The following is an 18,029-nucleotide window of genomic DNA, read 5'->3' as shown; positions in this document are numbered from 1 at the left end:
AACAGAAGATGAGCAAGGCGTACGTGGTCGGCGTCGGGATGACCAAGTTCGAGAAGCCGGAGACCCGGGACTGGCAGTACTGGGACATGGTCCGGGAGGCCGGCACCGCGGCCCTCGCCGACGCGGGCGTGCCCTACGCGCGTGTGGAGCAGGCCGCCGTCGGCTACTGCTTCCAGGCCTCCACCGCGGGACAGCGCGCCGTGTACGAACTCGGGCTGACCGGCATCCCCGTCTACAACCTCAACAACAACTGCGCCACCGGCTCCACCGCCCTCATGACCGCCCGCCAGTTCGTCGAGGGCGGCATCGCGGACTGCGTCCTCGCCGTCGGCTTCGAGAAGATGGCGCGGGGCTCGCTCGGCGGCGGCGGCTCGGCGGGCGCGGGGGACTTCGCGACCTCGCCGGTCGCCCGGCACTACGGGATCATGGCCGCGACCCACGGCTTCGAGATGTCCCCGCCCACCGCGCAGATCTTCGGCAACGCCGCCCGCGAGCACATGGAGCGGTACGGGACGACCGAGGTGCAGCTCGCGGCCGTCGGCGCCAAGAACCACCAGCACTCCGCGAACAACCCCAACGCCCAGTTCCAGGACGTCTACACGGTCGACGAGATCCTCGCCGCGAAGACCGTCCACCGGCCGCTCACCAAGCTCCAGTGCTCGCCCACCTCCGACGGCGCGGCGGCGGCCCTCGTCGTCTCCGAGCGTTTCGTCGACGAGCACGGTCTGCGGGACCGGGCGGTGGAGATCGCCGCGCAGGCGATGACCACCGACACCGAGGAGTCCTTCGCCTCCGGCTCCTGCATCGACGCCGTCGGCCGCCCGATGTCGCGGGCCGCCGCCCGGCAGGTCTACGAGCGCTCCGGGCTCGGCATCGAGGACGTCGACGTGATCGAGCTCCACGACTGCTTCTCCATCAACGAACTCCTCACCTACGAGGCGCTCGGCATGTGCGAGGAGGGCGCCTCCGGCAAACTCGTCGAGTCCGGCGCCACCACGTACGGCGGGCGCTGGGTGGTGAACCCCTCCGGCGGCCTCATCTCCAAGGGTCACCCGCTGGGCGCGACAGGCCTCGCGCAGGCCGCCGAACTCGTCTGGCAGCTACGGGGCGAGGCGGGCGCGCGACAGGTCTCGGGGGCGCGCGTCGGGCTCGCGCACAACATCGGGCTGGGCGGTGCGGCGGTGGTGACCCTGCTGCGCAAGTCGTAGGACCGAATCCCCATGTACGGGGCGGAGTCGGTCTGCGACCATGACATTCATGCCGCAGACCGACTCCGCCACGAGCACCTCCCCGACCTCTTCCCCACCGTCGGTCCGTTCGTGGGCGGTCGTCGCGACCGCCTGCGCGGGCCAGTTCCTCGTCGTCCTCGACGTCTCCGTCGTCAATGTGGCGCTGCCGTCGATGCGGACCGACCTCGGGCTCTCGGAGGTCGGGCTCCAATGGGTCCTCAACGCCTACGCCATCGCCTTCGCCGGCTTCATGCTGTTCGGCGGGCGGGCCTCCGACCTCTACGGGCGGAAGGCGATGTTCCTCCTCGGTCTCGGCCTCTTCACCGCCGCCTCGGCGGTCGGCGGCCTGGCCCCGGAGGGCGCGTACCTGATCGGCGCCCGCGCCGTGCAGGGCCTCGGCGCCGCCGTCCTCGCGCCCGCCACCCTGACCCTGGTCACCGCAGCCGTCCCGGCCGGGGCCGCCCGCACCCGGGCCATCGGCACCTGGACGGCGGTCGGCGCGGCCGGCGGCGCGGCGGGCGGCTTCGTCGGCGGCCTCCTCGTCGACCTGCTGTCCTGGCGCTGGGTCCTCCTCATCAACATCCCCGTCGGCGCCCTCGTCCTCGTCGCCGCCCTGCTCTGGCTCCGCGAGTCCCGCCCCGGCACCCACCGGCGCCTCGACCTGCCGGGCGCCGTCCTCGTCACCGCCGGGCTCGCCGTCCTCGCGTACGGCATCGTCCAGACCGAACAGGCGGGCTGGACCGCCCCGGCCACCCTCCTCCCGCTGCTCGGCGGTCTCGCGCTGCTCGGCGGGTTCGTCGCCGTCGAGGCGCGCACGGCGGCCCCGCTCATGCCGCTGAAGATCTTCCGCAACCGGGCGGTGACGGCGGCCAACGTGGCGATCCTGCTGTGCGGTTCGAGCTCCTTCGGCATGTGGTTCTTCATGACGAACTACGCGCAGAGCGTGCTCGGCTTCACCCCGCTCCAGGCGGGCCTGGCCCTGGTCCCCAGCTCCCTCAGCGTCGTCCTGGGCTCCAAGCTCGCCCCCCGGCTGATGCCGGCGGTCGGCTCCCGGAACCTCGCCGTCCTCGGCGCCCTCATCGCCGCGGCCGGCTTCGCCTGGCAGTCGACCCTGACGGCCGACGGCACCTTCCTCGGCACGATCCTGGGCCCCGGCATCCTGATGATGGGAGGCATCGGCCTGGCCACCACCCCGCTGGCCGCCCTCGCCACGTCCAGCGCCTCCCGGTCCGACGCGGGTCTCGTCTCGGGCCTCGTCAACACCTCCCGCACGATGGGCGGCGCCCTCGGCCTCGCGATCCTCTCGACGGTCGCGGCGGCGGCCACCCCGGCGGTCGCCGACTTCGCCGTCCTCGGCACCCCGGACGGCTCCTACCTGGTCCCGGGCTACGCGACGGCCTTCCGGGTCTCGACGGCGGTACTGATCGGAGCGGCGGCGCTGATGTACTTCTGGCTCCCGAAGCGGACCCCCAAGGCCTAGAGCCCCGGCTCCCCAAGGCCTAGCGCGCGTTCAGGCGGCTCCCCGAGGGGCCTACAACCACCCCTGCCGCCGCGCCGCGCGTACCGCCTCCATCCTGTTCCGCGTGCCCGTCTTCCCGATCGCCGACGACAGGTAGTTGCGGACCGTGGACTCCGACAGGTGCAGGGCCGTCGCGATGTCCGCGACCGTCGCGCCGTCCACCGCAGCCGCCAGCGCGTCGCGTTCGCGGGCGGTCAGCGGGTTCGGGCCCGCGCCGAGGGCCGCCGCCGCGAGGGCCGGGTCGATCACCGTCTCGCCCCTGAGGGCCTTGCGGATCGCCTCGGCCAGCTCCTCCACCGGACCGTCCTTCACCAGGAAGCCCGCCGCGCCCGCCTCCATCGCCCGCCGGAGGTAGCCGGGGCGGCCGAAGGTGGTGAGGATCAGGACCCGGCAGTCCGGGGCCTCCGTACGCAGGTCCGCCGCCGCGTCCAGGCCCGAGCGGCCCGGCAGTTCGATGTCGAGGAGGGCCACGTCGGGGCGCGCGACCAGCGCCGCGTCCACGATCTCGTCCCCCCGCCCCACCTGGGCGACGACCTCCATGTCGTGCTCCATGCCGAGCAGCAGGGCCAGCGCCCCGCGCATCATGCCCTGGTCCTCCGCCAGCAGGACTCTGATCATTCCGGCGCTTCCCCCTCGTGCGGGTCGGGGGTCTCGGTGGGGAGCTCCGCCGCGACCCGGAACCCGCCCTGCGGTGCCGGTCCCGACTCAAGGGTGCCGCCTGCCGCCGCGACCCGCTCGCGCAGGCCCCGCAGTCCGCTGCCGGGGACGCCGTCGGCCGGGCCGCGCCCGTCGTCGGTGACGGTGAGGCGGACGCGGTCGGCGCCGCCGGTGAGGTCGATGACACAGCGGGAGGCGCCGCTGTGCCGTACCGCGTTCGTCGTGGACTCCCGTACGACCCAGCTCAGCAGGGCCTCGGTCTGCGGTTGGAGCAGTGGGCCCGAGCGGCGTACGACCGGCTCGATGCCCGCGGTGGAGAGCGCGTCGCGTGCCCGGTCCAGCTCGGTGGTGAGGCTGCCCTCGCGGTAGCCGGTCACCGCCTCCCTGATCTCGGTCAGCGCCTGACGGCCCACCGACTCGATGTCCGCGACCTGCGCCAGGGCCGCGTCCAGGTCGTGCGGCGCCAGCCGCCGTACGACCTCCGACTTCACCACGATCACCGACAGGGTGTGGCCGAGCAGGTCGTGCAGGTCGCGGGAGAACCGCAGCCGTTCCTTCTCGACGGCCGTCCTGGCCAGCTCCTCCCGGGTGGCCCGCAGCTGCCGGACCGTCTCGTCCAGGGCGAGGATCGTCGCCGTCACCATCACCGAGATGAAGGTGCCGTAGACGATGCCGAAGGAGTTCCAGCCGTCCCGCCAGAACGTCACCGCGGCGACCGCGACGACCAGCGGGAGGCTGATCCGCCGCAGGAGCCGTCCGCGCCGCACCACCGCCCCGACTGCCAGGCCGAGGAGCGGGAAGAGCAGCAGCCATTCCCTGCCGTAGCCGGCGGCGAGCCCGAAGGTGAGCGCGGCGAGCGCGGCGAGGAGTCCCCAGGTGAGCGGGGCCTCCCGGGTGCGTTCGTGGAAGGCGCGCATGACGATCGCGATGTAGAGGGAGTTGAACGCGAGCAGGCCGAGGCCGCCGATCCACGGGTTCGCGGCGTCGCCGCTGATCAGATGGGAGAGCGCGCCGAGGCCCATCAGGAGCCAGGGGAGCAGGCTCAGCCCGCTCGGTCCCCGGTCCTCCTGCCGCCGCCTCAGCACCGCCACCGTCCGGCCCCACCTGGTGTCCGCCATGCTCATGTCCTACACCGTCCGCCCGGAACGGCGGTACGAGACCGCCGCGTACGCGCCGAACAGGGCCGCCCAGCCGCCCAGTACCGCGAGGGTCGCCGTGCCCGGGGCCCTGCCCTCCGCCATCGCCACGCCCAGCTCCGCGAAGCGGTTCGTCGGGGTGAGCCGGGAGATCGTCCGCAGCCAGTCGGGGAAGAGGACGACCGGGAACCAGAGGCCGCCGACGACGGCGAGCCCGAGATTGCAGGCGACGTTGACGACGCCGGTGGTCTGGGCGGTGAACCGGTAGCCGTTGCCGATGCCGAGCAGGGTGAAGGGCAGCGAGCCGAGCCAGAGCGTGACGGCGACCGCGGCCCACTGCCAGGGCTCCATCCGCACGCCGTTGGCGAGGCCGCCCGCGAGCAGGACCCCCGTGATGGCGGGCAGGACGACGATCGACCCGGTCAGGGCCCGGCCGGTGACCACCTGCCGGGACGTCATGGGTGTGATCCGCAGCTGCCGCAGCCAGCCGGTGGACTTGTCCTCCGCCACTCCCGTGCCGAGGGACAGGGCGGCGCCGAGCGCTCCGTACGCGGCCATGCCGACCATCGCGGCCTTCTTGTACCCGCTGTCGTCCGCGCCGAGGTTGGTGAAGAGGAGGTACATCATCACCGGCACACCGATCGTGGAGATCACGAAACCGATGTCGCGCAGCGTGCGGCGCACTTCGAGGCCGACGTACGCGGTGATCATCGGGATCGCGGTGTTCCGCGCGTACGAGGGGCTCGGGGTGATCGTGCTCGTGGTGTTCATCGGGCCGTCTCCAGGGTGCCGAGGGGCTGCTGGGCCAGGGTGAGGGCGAGGAAGGCGTCGTCGAGCGAGACCGGGGTGACTTCGAGGGACCGGATCGCGTCCCGCTCGGCGAGCGCGCGGACGGTGGCGTCGGAGTCGTCGGTACGCAGCCGGGCGCGGTCGCCCCTGATCTCGTACGCGGTGACGCCGGGCAGCAGGTCCAGCCAGTCCGTCGGGCCGCCCGCCAGGTCGAAGGAGACGAGACTGCCGCCCGCGGCCCGCTTCAGGTCCTCGCTGGTGCCGACGGCGAGGACGCGGCCGGCGTCGAGGACGACGATCCGGTCGGCGTACGCGTCGGCCTCCTCCAGGTAGTGGGTGGAGAACAGGACGGTGTTGCCCCGGCGGGCGTAGCCGCGCATGGAGTCCCAGAACTCCCGGCGGGCCTCGACGTCCAGGGCGGCCGTCGGCTCGTCCAGGACGATCAGCTCCGGGTTCCCGACCAGCGCGACGGCGAACCGGACCCGCTGGGTCTGGCCGCCCGACAGCCGGTCGACCCGGCGGCCCGCAAGCTCGGTGAGGCCGGCCAGCGCCAGGGCCTCCGCGACCGGCATCGGCGCCGGGTAGGTGCGGGCGACGAAGGAGACCAGCTCCCGGACGGTGACCCGGGGGACCGCGCGGCCCTCCTGGAGCATCGCGCCGACCCGGCCGGCGGCCACGGCGGCCTCCGGAGCCCCGCCGAACAGTTCGACCAGGCCGCCGTCGGGCGTGTCGAGGCCCAGGAGAAGGCCGATGGCGGTGGACTTCCCGGCGCCGTTGCGGCCGAGCAGTGCCACGGTCTCGCCGCGCGGGACGGTGAGGTCGAGTCCGTCGACGGCGCGGACGGCGCCGAAGGTCTTGGTCGCGGCCCGGAAGTCGACCGCCGGTGCGTTCGTGTCCTTCTTCATGGGTACGACGCTACGAGCCGGGGGCTCCGGGCGGCAGGCGCGCATGTACGGACCTGGCCGTGACAAATGTCCCGGGTGTGTTTCTGACGCTGCGTCAGTTGGACGTCGCCGGGAGGGTTCACAACTTCCCCCGCCTCGGCTATACATGGGGTCCACCGACCTAGAACGCGTTCTAGAACGGCCGCGTACGGGACGGTCCCCGCACGGCCTCGGTGCGGCCGACGGTGCGGACGGCCGCGCCGAGGTCTTCCCCGCCACGAGGAGCAGCAGCCCGATGCCCATCGACCCCGCCAAGGCCGTCGCCGCCGAACCCCGCAGCGCCGAGATCTCCTGGGACCACAAGGACGTCCAGCTCTACCACCTGGGACTGGGCGCCGGTGTCCCGGCGACGGACCCCGGCGAGCTGCGCTACACCCTCGAATCCCGCCTCCACGTCCTGCCCAGCTTCGCGACCGTCGCGGGCGCCGGGATGGGCGTCGTCGGCGGCCTCTCCGCCCCCGGCATCGACATCGACCTCGCCGCCGTCCTGCACGGCGGCCAGTCGGTCACCCTCCACCGCCCCGTCCCCGCCTCCGGCCGAGCCGTCTCCACCTCGCGCGTCGCCGCCGTGTACGACAAGGGCAAGGCCGCCGTCCTCGTCCTGCGCTCCGAGGCCTCCGACGCCGAAGGGCCGCTCTGGACCAGCGACGCCCAGATCTTCGTCCGGGGCGAGGGCGGCTGGGGCGGCGACCGGGGCCCCTCCGAGCGCCTCGACATCCCCGCCCGCGAGCCCGACAAGACCGTCGAGCGGCCCGTACGGGAGGACCAGGCGCTGCTGTACCGCCTCTCCGGCGACTGGAACCCGCTCCACGCCGACCCCGAGTTCGCCGGACTCGCCGGATTCGACCGGCCGATCCTGCACGGACTCTGCACGTACGGCATGACGCTCAAGGCGGTGGTGGACACGGTGCTCGGCGGCGACGTCACCCGCGTCCGCTCGTACCGCACCCGATTCGCCGGGATCTTCTTCCCCGGCGAGACCCTGCGCATCCGGATGTGGACCGACGAGGGCCGCGTCCAGGTGACGGTCACCGCCGTGGAGCGCGACGACGCACCCGTACTCGCCGACACCGTCGTCGAGCACTCCTGATCCGTTCGATTGGAGCCGCACCATGCGCGCAGCCGTACTGCACGAGATCGGCCAGGACAAACTCGAAGTCCTCGACGACGTCGAGGCGGTGGGCTTCGGCCCCGGCAAGGTGAAGATCCGCATCCGGGCCACCGGCCTCTGCCACTCCGACGTCTCCGCGATGAGCGGCGTCCTCCCGCAGCCCGCCCCCTTCATCCCCGGCCACGAGGGCGCCGGCGAGATCCTCGACGTCGGCGACGGCGTCACCGGACTCAGCCAGGGCCAGCGGGTGCTGCTCTGCTGGCTGCCCGCCTGCGGCAGCTGCGCCGCCTGCAAGCGCGGCCAGACACAGCTGTGCCTCGCCGGGTTCATGAACGCCGGCACCCCCAACTTCAAGCGCCCCGGCGGAGACGTCTTCGGCTTCGCCGGCACCGGCACCTTCACCGAGGAGGTCGTCGTCGACGCGGGCTGCGCCGTCCCGATCCCCGACGACGTGCCCTTCGACATCGCCGCCCTCATCGGCTGCGGCGTCACCACCGGCCTCGGCGCGGCCATCAACACCGCCAAGGTGGGGGCCGGTTCGTCGGTCGCCGTCATCGGCTGCGGCGGCGTCGGCATCTCCGCGATCCAGGGCGCCAAGCTCCAGGGCGCCGCCCAGATCGTCGCCGTCGACCCCGTCGAGTCCCGCCGCGAGGCCGCGCTGCGCTTCGGCGCCACCGAGGCGGTCGCCCCCGACGCGCTCGCCGACGCCAAGCAGCGGATCACCGGCGGCGAGGGCTTCGACTACGTCTTCGAGGTCGTCGGCAAGTCCGCCACCGCGCGGACCGCGTACGAGACGACCCGGCGCGGCGGCACCCTCTGCGTCGTCGGCGCGGGCGCCCTCGACGACTTCCTCCAGCTCAACATGTTCGAGCTGTTCTTCGACGAGAAGCGCATCCTGCCCTCGATGTACGGCGGCGGCGACGTGATCCGCTCGTACGAGCGGGCCATCGCGCTCTGGCGGGCCGGCCGCATCGACCTGGAGTCCCTCATCACCCACCGCGTACCGCTCGCGGGCATCAACGAGGCCCTGGAGCAGATGCGTACGGGCGCCGCCCTGCGCACCTGCATCGAGATCTGAGAGGAACCCGCCCCATGTCACTCCCTCTTGAGGGACTGAGCGCGATCGTCACCGGCGCCGGCCGGGGACTCGGCCGCGCCGAGGCCCTGGAACTGGCCCGGCTCGGCGCCGCCGTCGTCGTCAACGACTACGGCCAGCCCGGCCGCGACGGCTCGGGCGCCGCGTCCGCCGCACCCGCCGAGGAGGTCGCGGCGGAGATCCGCGCGGCCGGCGGCCGGGCGGTCGCCCACCTCGGCGACGTCTCCGACTTCGAGACCGCGCGGGCCCTGGTCGACCTGGCCGTCAGCGAGTTCGGCAAGCTGGACGTCCTCGTCAACAACGCGGGCATCCTGCGCGACCGGATGATCTTCTCGATGACCGAGGACGAGTGGGACTCGGTCGTACGGGTCCACCTCAAGGGCCACTTCAACACCACCCACTTCGCGGCGGTGCACTGGAGGACCCGGTCGAAGGCGGGGGAGGCCGGCGTCTACGGCCGGATCGTCAACACCTCCTCCGAGGCCTTCCTCGCGGGCTCGGCCGGCCAGCCCAACTACGCGGCGGCCAAGGGCGGCATCGTGGGCCTGACCACGTCGTCGGCGCTCGCGCTCGCCCGGTACGGGGTGACGGCCAACGCCATCTGCCCCCGGGCCAGGACCCGGATGACCGAGGACGTCTTCGCGGGCTTCGGCGAACCGGCGGAGGGCGACCTCGACCCGCTGTCGCCGGAGCACGTGGCCCCGCTCGTCGGCTATCTGGCCTCCCCGGCGGCGGCCGGGGTCAACGGCCAGCTGCTCGTCGTGCACGGCGGGATGGTCGCGGTGGTCGACCGGCCGAAGGTGTCGGCCAAGTTCGACACGGCGAAGGAGGCGTTCACGTACGAGGAACTGGACGGCCTCCTGACCCCGCACTACGCCTCCCGCCCGGCGGGCGAGACCTTCGCGGCCTCGGAGGTGCTGGGACTGAAGAAGGGCTGAGCCACGGGGGTGGCGGAGAAGCCCGGCTTCGGGGGCGGGGGAAGAGCCCGGCCACGGGGGTGGTGGTGGGGAAGGCGAAGGGCCCCGGGGGAGACCCCGGGGCCCTTCGCCTCTCACTTGCTACCGCGCGTGGGCCTCGGCCTCGCGGCGGTGCCTGCCGTGCGGCGAGGACGTGGAGTCCTCCGCCGGCGAGGCATCACCGCGGTGCTTCCCGGAGCCGTTCGACTCCGTACCCTCCGTGCTTGCTTCGGACATGCTGGAACTCACCCCGTACGTATTGCTCTTGATGTGCGGCCGTGAGTCTAACCAGCTGGTTTGCGATCGGTCAGCGGAGCCTCCCGCAAGGGCACCGGGCGGCATACCCGGGGCTCCTCGACGACCGCCACCGGCTCGGGCCCGGCCGCGCGCTCCGGCTCCGGCTCGGGCTCCGGCGGCGCCTCCACGTCCGCGAGCCCGCACGGCGCCCCGGCCGTCGCGTACGGCAGTCGCAGCACGCCTCCGGCCGTCCACAGCCCCGCACCGGCCAGCCAGCCCGCGGGCGCGGCCAGCTGGCCGAGCCGCCGGGACGAGGGCTGCCAGGTGCCCACCCAGCTGCCGCCCGCCGCGTCGATCCGCAGCGCCACCGCGCAGCTCTCCGGCATCAGCACCTGCCCCGGCTGCACGGCGAACGGCGTCAGCGCCGCGTCGTCGAGCCGCAGGCACTCGGGGAACCGCACCGGCCGCAGGCTCCCGAGCACGCCCCAGCCGAGCCGGTCGTGCCCCGGCGAGGGCGCGTCGGAGCGGATCAGGAGCAGCCCGCTGTCCGGGTCCGCGAGGAGCAGCCGGTCGTCGCTCTCCTCGGTGATCTGCAGCAGCGGCGTCGCCTCCCCGCCCCGCTCCAGGTCGACTGCGACGGCCTTCACCGGCCCGTCGTCCAGCCGCCGGTCGAGCGCCAGTATCCGGCCCGTCCGGTCCAGCCAGACCCCGCCCGAGCAGCGGCCCTTGATCTCCGCCACCTGCTCGGGGCCGAAGGCGCCGCCCGCGACCAGCCACAGCGTGGTGGTGTCGGGGCCGACGCACATCGCGTACGCGCAGATGCCGTCCGGCGAGGGCGGCAGCAGCACCAGCCGCTCGGAGCCGGGGGCCTCGACCGCGCCGAGCTGGAGCTCCCCGGTGGCCGGGCCGGTGGGGTAGAGCAGCGAGAACGTGTTCCGCCGCCCGTCCACCCGGCGGGCGACGAGCACCCGGCCGTCCGCGAGCGGCAGCAGCTGCGTGCCCGGCTCCTCCGGCTGGCCGAGGGGGAGCGGCACGGCGTACGGCTCGGGGCCGTCGAGGGTCCACCGCTCCGCGTACAGGGCGTTCCCGGCGCCCGCGAGCCTGGCCGCGTACGCGCCGTTCGCCGTGATCGTGAAACCCGTCGGCCGGGCCGCGCCGCCGGGGCGCTCCCCGCCTCGGCCGGCGTCGCGGCGGTCGTCGTCCTCGGCCGTGGTCTCGATGGCACACGCTGTCATCGACTCGTCACCTCCGGCCACGAAGCTAGTTTTCGCACTTCAAGGCGAACAACACGAGCCGGGTCACTTCACACATATGGGTGGCCGCGCGGCGGTTCTGCTGAGCCGTGGGGGGCGGTTGTGCTGGAGTGGTCAGTGGTGAGTAAGGTAAGGCGAACCTAAGCGGACTCTGGGGGTCCGGTCGTCCACCCGGACGGCCCACCCCTTCCCGGACTCCGCGCGGTCGCGTCCGTATCCCCGCCAGGACCCGTACAGGAGCCTTCTCATGTCCCTCCTCCGCCGCCGCGGCACCGCCGCCGTCCTCGCCCTCGCCGCCGCGGCCTCGCTCGCGGCCTGCGGAGGAGGCGACGGAGGATCCGACGCCTCCAAGAAGGAGGACACGACCAAGAAGAAGGACGTCGCCACCGGCGGCAAGGACTTCGGCGACGCCGCCGCCAAGACCGCGGCCATGGGCACCGACGCGAAGCCGGGCCAGTTCCCGCGCACCCTCACCCACGCCCTCGGCACGACCGAGCTGAAGGCCGCCCCGAAGCGGGTCGTCGTCCTCGACGTCGGCGAGCTCGACAACGTCGTCTCCCTCGGCATCCAGCCCGTCGGCTACGCCCCCTCCGAGGGCGACGACGGCATCCCCGGCTACCTCGAGAAGGACGCCGGCAGCCCCAAGTCGGTCGGCACCATCAACAACCTGAACCTGGAGGCCATCGCCAACCTCCAGCCCGACCTGATCCTCGGCAGCCGGCTCCGCGCCGCCGACAAGTACGACGAGCTGTCGAAGATCGCGCCGACCGTGTTCTCCATCCGTCCGGGCTTCACCTGGAAGGAGAACTACCTTCTCAACGCCGCCGCGCTCGACAGGACCGCCGAGGCGAAGACGAAGCTCGCCGCGTACGAGACCAAGGCGAAGCAGCTCGGCACGGACATCGGACCGAACAAGCCGACCATCTCGATGGTCCGCTACCTCCCCGGCAAGATCCGCCTCTACGCCAAGGCCTCCTTCATCGGCACGATCCTGGAGGACACCGGCCTGCCGCGGCCCAAGAACCAGCAGATCGACGAGCTGGCCGCCGAGATCAGCCCGGAGAAGATCGACGAGGCCGACGCCGACTGGATCTTCACCGGCGTGTACGGCGACGCCAAGGCCACCAAGAAGGACACCGCCCAGGCCAACCCGCTCTGGAAGAACCTCAAGGCCGTCAAGGCCGGCCAGGCCAAGGACGTGCCGGACGAGACCTGGTACCTGGGCCTCGGCGTGACGGCGGCGAACAGCGTCCTCGACGACCTGCGCGCGGACCTGGTCAAGTAGCCGCCGGAACGCCTGGTGCCGCGGCACCAGGCGTTCTTGCGTCCGAGCTCACCGCAACCATCGATGGAGGAACCCCGACGGCGGCCCGCCACCTCCGCGAGAGCGGCGCCGGTCAAGGCGCAAAGAGGAGCCAGGTAGCCTTTCCTCGTGCCCCGTCTGTCTGAAGTCATCGCCGAGCTCGACGCCCTCTGGCCTCCAGAGCGGGCCGAGTCCTGGGATGCCGTCGGCACCGTCTGCGGTGACCCCGACGCCGAGGTCGGCCGCGTCCTCTTCGCCGTCGACCCCGTCCAGGAGATCGCCGACGAGGCCATGGCCCTCGGAGCCGACCTGGTCGTCACCCACCACCCGCTCTATCTGCGCGGTACGACGACGGTCGCCGCCGGCCACTTCAAGGGCCGGGTCGTGCACGGTCTGATCAAGCACGACATCGCCCTGCACGTCGCGCACACCAACGCCGACACCGCCGACCCCGGCGTCTCCGACGCCCTCGCCGGCGCGCTCGACCTCCGCGTCACGGGCCCCCTCGTCCCCGAGAACAACCTCGGCCGGATCTGCGAGCTCGACCCGCCCGAGACCCTCGCCGCGTTCGCCGCGCGCGCCGCGAAGCGGCTGCCCGCGACCGCGCAGGGCATCCGGGTCGCCGGAGACCCCGGCATGACCGTGCGCCGCGTCGCCGTCAGCGGCGGCTCCGGCGACAGCCTCTTCGAGGCCGTGCGGGCCGCCGGCGTGGACGCCTTCCTCACCGCCGACCTGCGCCACCACCCCGTCTCCGAGGCCACCCAGCAGTCACCCCTCGGCCTGGTCGACGCCGCCCACTGGGCGACCGAATGGCCCTGGTGCGAGCAGGCCGCCGCCCAGCTCGACGCGATCTCCGACCGTCACGGCTGGGACCTCCGCGTCCACGTCTCGAAGACGGTCACCGACCCCTGGTCCTTCCACCACACCTCCCCTGGAGCCCCCAACTGAACGCCGCGCCCGCCGACCAGATCCGCCTCCTCGACGTCCAGTCGCTGGACGTCCGCCTCCAGCAGCTCGCGCACAAGCGCGGCTCGCTCCCCGAGCACGCCGAGATCGAGTCGCTGAACAAGGACCTCACCCAGCTGCGCGACCTGCTCGTCGCCGCGCAGACCGAGGAGAGCGACTGCGGCCGCGAGCAGACCAAGGCCGAGCAGGACGTCGACCAGGTCCGCCAGCGGGCCGCGCGCGACCAGCAGCGCCTCGACGCGGGCACCGTGTCCTCCCCGAAGGACCTGGAGAACCTCCAGCGCGAGATCGTCTCCCTCGCCAAGCGCCAGGGCGACCTGGAGGAGATCGTCCTCGAGGTCATGGAGCGCCGCGAGTCCGCCCAGGAGCGCCTGGCCGAGCTGACCGAGCGGGTCTCCGCCGTCCAGGCCAAGACCGACGACGCCACCGCCCGCCGCGACGCCGCCGAGGGCGAGCTGGACGCCGAGGCCGCGTCCGTGACGAAGGAGCGCCAGCTCGTCGCGGGCTCCGTCCCGGCCGACCTCCTCAAGCTGTACGAGAAGCTGCGCGAGCAGCAGGGCGGCGTCGGCGCGGCCCGGCTGTACCAGCGCAAGTGCGAGGGCTGCCACATCGAGCTCAACATCACCGAGCTGAACGAGGTCCGCGCCGCGGCCAAGGACACGGTCCTCCGCTGCGAGAACTGCCGCCGCATCCTCGTCCGCACCTCGGAGTCCGGCCTGTAATGCCGGCCACGACGCCTCCGCGCGAGCTGATCGTCGAGGCCGACGGGGGGTCCCGGGGCAATCCGGGACCCGCCGGTTACGGGGCGGTCGTCCTGGACCCCGTGACGGGCGAGACGCTCGCGGAGGCGGCCGAGTACATCGGCGTGGCGACGAACAACGTCGCCGAGTACAAGGGCCTGGTCGCGGGCCTGAAAGCCGCCCGGGCGCTCTTCCCTGACGCCGACGTCCACGTCCGGATGGACTCCAAGCTGGTCGTCGAGCAGATGTCCGGCCGCTGGAAGATCAAGCACCCGGACATGAAGCCGCTCGCGGCCGAGGCGGGCCGGGTCTACCCGGCGGGCCGGGTCCGCTACGAGTGGATCCCGCGCGAACGGAACAAGCACGCGGACCGGCTCGCGAACGAGGCGATGGACGCGGGCAAGCGGGGCCGCCAGTGGGAGCCGTCGTCGTCGACGGCTGGCCTGGACGCGGTGGCCGCCCGCAACGCGGCGACCCCGCCGCCGTCGGGCCCGCCGGGCGACGCGACAGCGGGCGCGGCACGTGCGCGCGCGGCGCTGGTGGCGGGTGGGGTCACGGGGACGGGCTCGGGCGTGTCCGTAGGTGCGGGCGCGGGTACGGGCGCCTGGCCCGCTTCGGTGGCGCGCCCCACGACCCCGGACGCGCTTCCGGACGAAGGCCTGTTCGCCGCCGAGGAGGCCTTCACGGCGCCGGGCGGCGCGCAGGCCTCGGGGGACTTCGAGGCGGAGGCGGGCGCTCTGGCCCCGACGGGCCACGCGGCACGCAGCCGGGCGGCTGCAGCCGCGCAGGCAACGGCCCCGGTCACGGCTCCCGGCCCGGCACCCGTGACCGTACCAACGGCCCCGGTCACGGCTCCCGGCCCGGCACCCGTGACGGGCGAGTCGCCCGCCGCCCCCGCGACCGGTGGTACGGCTGCCGCACCCGCGCAGGCCGGTGCCGCGCCCCGCCAGGGCTGGGCAGGGCCCGACATGGGAGCGCCCGCGACCTTCGTACTGCTGCGGCACGGCGAGACCGCGCTCACGCCCGAGAAGCGGTTCTCGGGGAGCGGCGGGAGCGACCCCGAGCTGTCGGCGGCGGGACTGCGGCAGGCCGAGGCCGTCGCGGAGGCGCTCGCCGCGCGCGGCACCATCCAGGAGATCGTCAGCTCGCCCCTCACCCGCTGCCGCCAGACCGCCGCCGCCGTCGCCGCCCGCCTCGGGCTCGACGTACGGATCGAGCAGGGCCTGCGCGAGACCGACTTCGGTGCGTGGGAGGGGCTGACCTTCGGGGAGGCGCGCGAGCGCCACCCGGAGGACCTGGACGCCTGGCTGGCCTCGCCGAAGGCCGCGCCGACGGGCGGGGGCGAGAGCTTCGCGACCGTCGCCCGGCGGGTCGCCGCGACCCGGGACCGGCTGACGGCCGCGTACGCGGGCCGTACGGTCCTCCTCGTCACCCACGTCACGCCGATCAAGACGCTGGTCCGGCTGGCCCTCGGGGCGCCGCCGGAGTCGCTGTTCCGGATGGAGCTGTCGGCGGCGTCGATCTCGGCGGTGGCGTACTACGCGGACGGCAACGCGTCGGTACGGCTCCTCAACGACACCTCGCACCTCCGGTAGGCATGGGCGCCGCGGCGGGAATGGGGTGGCGCGGGGCCCCGGCCCCGTACCACCATCGACGTCCATGACGTGGCACTTCACCGAAGACCCTGATGCGTTCCGGGCGTCCGCGGCGCCCCTGCTGGCCGCCGAGCCGGCTCGTAACACCGGAGTCCTCACCCTCATGGCCGCGGCGGACCGCCTCGGCTGGTGGACCGAACCCGAGGACGGCAGGGTCACGGGCGTCCTCGCGGTCACGGCGCCCCGCGTGGTCGTCCTCGGCACGGTGACGACGGAGGCGGTACGGGCTCTGGCGGCGACCACCGGCCCCCGCCTCTTCCCGGCAGGAGACGCTCCGACCGCCGTGCGGGGCGAGACCGGTCCCGCCGAAGCGTGCGCGGCGGCGTTCGCCGAAGCGCTCGGTGGGGGCTGGCGGCCCGCCGTCCGGCTGCGGCTCTTCCGGCTCGGTACGCTCACCCCGCCCGACCCCGCGCCCGCCGGACGCGCGCGGGTGGCCGGTCCGGCCGACATCCCGCTGGCCGCCGCCTGGGCCCGGGAGTTCGCCCGGGACGTCGGGGAGGACGCCGACGCCAGGGACTTCACCGCGCCGGTCACGGACCGGATCTCCGAGGGCCGCCTGCTCCTCTGGGAGACCCCCGACGGCCGCCCGGTGTCGATGGCGAGCACCTCCCGCACGATCGAGGGCCAGGCCCGCGTCCACCTCGTCTACACGCCCTCCGCCGACCGCGGACGGGGATACGCGGCGGGCATCACCACGGCGGTCAGCCACCTCGCCCAAGGCGCGGGCGCCGCCCACGTACTGCTCTTCACGGACCTCGCCAACCCCACCAGCAACGCCCTCTACCGCCGCCTCGGCTACCGCCCGGTGACCGACCACCTGGACGCGCGGCTCACAGGTCTCACCCGCTGACGGGCCCCCCGGGGCCGCCGTGGCTCCCCGGCCCCCGCAACCCCGCCGCCTCCCGCGCCAGTGCCTCCACCCGCGCCCAGTCGCGGGCGGCGAGGGCGTCGGGCGGCAGCATCCACGTACCGCCGACACAGCCGACGTTCGGCAGGGACAGATAGCCGGGGGCGGAAGCGCGGGAGACGCCGCCGGTCGGGCAGAAGCGGGCCCGGGGGAGCGGCCCCGCGAGGGAGGTGAGGTACGGGACGCCGCCCGCCGCCTCGGCCGGGAAGAACTTCATCGACTCCACGCCCTGTTCGAGCAGGGCCACGACCTCCGAGGCCGTCGAGACGCCCGGCAGGAACGGCACGCCCGACTCCCGCATCGCGCCGAGCAGCCGCCCGGTCCAGCCGGGGCTGACCAGGAACCGGGCCCCCGCGCCGACCGCGTCGGCGACCCCGGCGGCCGAGACGACCGTCCCCACGCCGACGACCGCCTCCGGCACCTCGGCGCCGATCGCCCGGACGGCGTCGAGCGCGGCCGGCGTGCGCAGGGTGACCTCGACGAGCGGCAGCCCGCCGGCGACCAGGGCGCGGGCGAGGGGTACGGCGTCGGCGGCGTCCTCGATCACCACGACCGGGACGACGGGGGTTCCGGGGGCAAGGTCGAACACGCTCGTCGGCATGGGCCTCATCCTGCCCACGAAGGAACGCCCCACGCAACGAGCGTTGCGCAGGGTGCAACACGACCCCGGGGTTCCCTAGTGGATCTCGTCCACCAGCACGTCGAGCGCCCCCAACTTCCCGCTCTCCTCCACCACGTACCCCAGGTCCCGCAGCGCCACCACCAGCTCCTCCGGCGAACCCGGCACCGCACCGGTCTCCAGCAGACTCCGGACGATCCGCCCCTTCGTCGCCTTGTTGAAGTGGCTGACGACCTTCCGGGTCGGCGCGTGCAGCACCCGTACCGTCGCCGTCCGCGCCGCCACCGCGCCCTTCGGCTTCCACGCCGACGCGTACGCCGACGAGCGCAGGTCAAGGACCAGCCCGTCACCGGCGGCCTCGGGAAGCACGGAGGCCATCGCGCTCCGCCAGTGCCCGCCGAGCGCGCCGAGCCCCGGCAGCCTGACCCCCATCGAGCAGCGGTACGAGGGAATCCGGTCGGTCACCCGGACCGCGCCCCAGAGCCCCGAGAACACCAGCAGGGACCGCCCGGCCCGCCGCTTCGCCGCCGCGTCCAGGGTCGCCAGACCCAGCGCGTCGTAGAGCACGCCCGTGTAGATCTCCCCGGCGGGCCGCGCGCCCGCCGTCCGCAGCTCCACGTTCTTCGCGACCTCGCCGCGCAGGCCCTCGCTCAGCCCGAGCACCTCGCGCGCCTTCTCCTCGTCGGCCGCGCACAGCTCGACCAGCTCGTCCACGACGGCCGCCCGCGCCTCGGCGAGCCCCGGCAGGGACAGCGACTCCGGCTTGAGCGGCGCCCCGCGCCCCGAGGAGGCCTTGCCCTCGGAGGGCGGCAACAGCACGAGCACGGTGGTTCTCCTTCGTCGGTACGGGAGGGGGTGCGGCCCCGAGGGCCCAGCGTACGAGGTACGGGGCGGGTCCCGTACGAGCGGAGG

At 73.8% G+C, this 18,029-nt stretch carries 18 protein-coding genes; 10 read left to right on the top strand and 8 right to left on the bottom strand.

What is annotated here, in order from left to right; all coding sequences use genetic code 11:
* Positions 1-8 precede the first annotated feature (8 nt).
* Together ABT154_RS15795 and ABT154_RS15790 are read left to right on the top strand one after the other, a co-directional pair.
* On the top strand, positions 9-1,208 hold the full coding sequence (locus ABT154_RS15795) for a lipid-transfer protein (protein WP_351857406.1): 1,200 nt from the start codon (positions 9-11) through the stop codon (positions 1,206-1,208).
* Positions 1,209-1,248: 40 nt separating this feature from the next.
* Positions 1,249-2,709, top strand: coding sequence for an MFS transporter (locus ABT154_RS15790; protein WP_502969511.1), 1,461 nt, complete (start codon positions 1,249-1,251; stop codon positions 2,707-2,709).
* Between the two features lie 51 nt (positions 2,710-2,760).
* Here the strand turns inward: ABT154_RS15790 and ABT154_RS15785 are convergent, their stop codons facing one another.
* Genes ABT154_RS15785 through ABT154_RS15770 form a run of 4 tightly spaced genes read right to left on the bottom strand, consistent with a single transcriptional unit; the run spans position 2,761 to position 6,235 of the window.
* Positions 2,761-3,366 carry a response regulator gene (locus ABT154_RS15785; RefSeq protein ID WP_351857404.1) on the bottom strand — a complete coding sequence of 202 codons (606 nt, stop codon included), beginning with the start codon at positions 3,364-3,366 and terminating at the stop codon, positions 2,761-2,763.
* Positions 3,363-4,523, bottom strand: a complete 1,161-nt coding sequence (locus ABT154_RS15780) for a sensor histidine kinase (RefSeq protein WP_351857403.1) — start codon at positions 4,521-4,523, stop codon at positions 3,363-3,365. The genes ABT154_RS15785 and ABT154_RS15780 overlap by 4 nt, the downstream gene beginning before the upstream one ends.
* Positions 4,524-4,532: 9 nt before the next feature.
* On the bottom strand, positions 4,533-5,252 hold the full coding sequence (locus ABT154_RS15775) for an ABC transporter permease (RefSeq protein WP_502969521.1): 720 nt from the start codon (positions 5,250-5,252) through the stop codon (positions 4,533-4,535).
* Positions 5,253-5,308: 56 nt separating this feature from the next.
* Positions 5,309-6,235: an ABC transporter ATP-binding protein gene (locus ABT154_RS15770; protein WP_351857402.1), complete on the bottom strand. Its 927-nt coding sequence runs from the start codon at positions 6,233-6,235 to the stop codon at positions 5,309-5,311.
* Between the two features lie 274 nt (positions 6,236-6,509).
* Here ABT154_RS15770 and chsH3 point away from each other — a divergent pair, with 274 nt between their 5' ends.
* From chsH3 to ABT154_RS15755, 3 genes are read left to right on the top strand one after another with little or no spacing between them, the layout of a single operon-like run.
* On the top strand, positions 6,510-7,364 hold the full coding sequence (chsH3, locus tag ABT154_RS15765; protein WP_351857401.1) for an enoyl-CoA hydratase ChsH3: 855 nt from the start codon (positions 6,510-6,512) through the stop codon (positions 7,362-7,364).
* 22 nt (positions 7,365-7,386) lie between these two features.
* Entirely contained in the window at positions 7,387-8,463 is a 1,077-nt protein-coding gene (locus tag ABT154_RS15760; protein WP_351857400.1) for a Zn-dependent alcohol dehydrogenase, read from the top strand.
* Positions 8,464-8,477: 14 nt separating this feature from the next.
* Positions 8,478-9,419, top strand: a complete 942-nt coding sequence (locus ABT154_RS15755; RefSeq protein WP_351857399.1) for a 3-oxoacyl-ACP reductase — start codon at positions 8,478-8,480, stop codon at positions 9,417-9,419.
* Between the two features lie 120 nt (positions 9,420-9,539).
* Here the strand turns inward: ABT154_RS15755 and ABT154_RS15750 are convergent, their stop codons facing one another.
* A complete protein-coding gene (locus ABT154_RS15750; RefSeq protein WP_351857398.1) occupies positions 9,540-9,674 on the bottom strand; it encodes a hypothetical protein in 135 nt (44 codons plus the stop codon).
* Between the two features lie 47 nt (positions 9,675-9,721).
* Positions 9,722-10,909 carry a hypothetical protein gene (locus ABT154_RS15745; protein ID WP_351857397.1) on the bottom strand — a complete coding sequence of 396 codons (1,188 nt, stop codon included), beginning with the start codon at positions 10,907-10,909 and terminating at the stop codon, positions 9,722-9,724.
* Positions 10,910-11,174: 265 nt separating this feature from the next.
* On the opposite strand from ABT154_RS15745, the gene ABT154_RS15740 reads away from it, so the two are divergent.
* The 5 genes from ABT154_RS15740 (at position 11,175) to ABT154_RS15720 (ending at position 16,441) form a co-directional block, all read left to right on the top strand.
* A complete protein-coding gene (locus tag ABT154_RS15740; RefSeq protein WP_351857396.1) occupies positions 11,175-12,212 on the top strand; it encodes an ABC transporter substrate-binding protein in 1,038 nt (345 codons plus the stop codon).
* A gap of 147 nt (positions 12,213-12,359) precedes the next feature.
* Positions 12,360-13,178, top strand: coding sequence for a Nif3-like dinuclear metal center hexameric protein (locus ABT154_RS15735; RefSeq protein ID WP_351857395.1), 819 nt, complete (start codon positions 12,360-12,362; stop codon positions 13,176-13,178).
* On the top strand, positions 13,175-13,918 hold the full coding sequence (locus ABT154_RS15730; RefSeq protein ID WP_351857586.1) for a zinc ribbon domain-containing protein: 744 nt from the start codon (positions 13,175-13,177) through the stop codon (positions 13,916-13,918). Before ABT154_RS15735 ends, ABT154_RS15730 begins: the two co-directional genes overlap by 4 nt.
* On the top strand, positions 13,918-15,531 hold the full coding sequence (locus tag ABT154_RS15725) for a bifunctional RNase H/acid phosphatase (protein ID WP_351857394.1): 1,614 nt from the start codon (positions 13,918-13,920) through the stop codon (positions 15,529-15,531). Before ABT154_RS15730 ends, ABT154_RS15725 begins: the two co-directional genes overlap by 1 nt.
* A 64-nt stretch (positions 15,532-15,595) precedes the next feature.
* Positions 15,596-16,441 carry a GNAT family N-acetyltransferase gene (locus ABT154_RS15720; protein WP_351857393.1) on the top strand — a complete coding sequence of 282 codons (846 nt, stop codon included), beginning with the start codon at positions 15,596-15,598 and terminating at the stop codon, positions 16,439-16,441.
* On the opposite strand, the gene eda is transcribed toward ABT154_RS15720, so the two are convergent.
* Positions 16,431-17,099 (bottom strand): bifunctional 4-hydroxy-2-oxoglutarate aldolase/2-dehydro-3-deoxy-phosphogluconate aldolase, encoded by a 669-nt coding sequence (eda, locus tag ABT154_RS15715; RefSeq protein WP_351857392.1) that lies wholly within the window; start codon positions 17,097-17,099, stop codon positions 16,431-16,433. The genes ABT154_RS15720 and eda overlap by 11 nt on opposite strands.
* A gap of 75 nt (positions 17,100-17,174) precedes the next feature.
* Complete coding sequence (yaaA, locus tag ABT154_RS15710; protein ID WP_351857391.1) at positions 17,175-17,942, bottom strand: peroxide stress protein YaaA; 768 nt, start codon at positions 17,940-17,942, stop codon at positions 17,175-17,177.
* Positions 17,943-18,029 lie beyond the last annotated feature (87 nt).

It is taken from the genome of Streptomyces sp. NPDC001728, from assembly GCF_040297565.1.
In the GTDB taxonomy this organism is placed as follows: Bacteria; Actinomycetota; Actinomycetes; order Streptomycetales; family Streptomycetaceae; genus Streptomyces.
The sequence above is the reverse complement of the archived record's forward strand: the minus strand, read 5'-3'. Positions and strand labels throughout refer to the sequence as shown.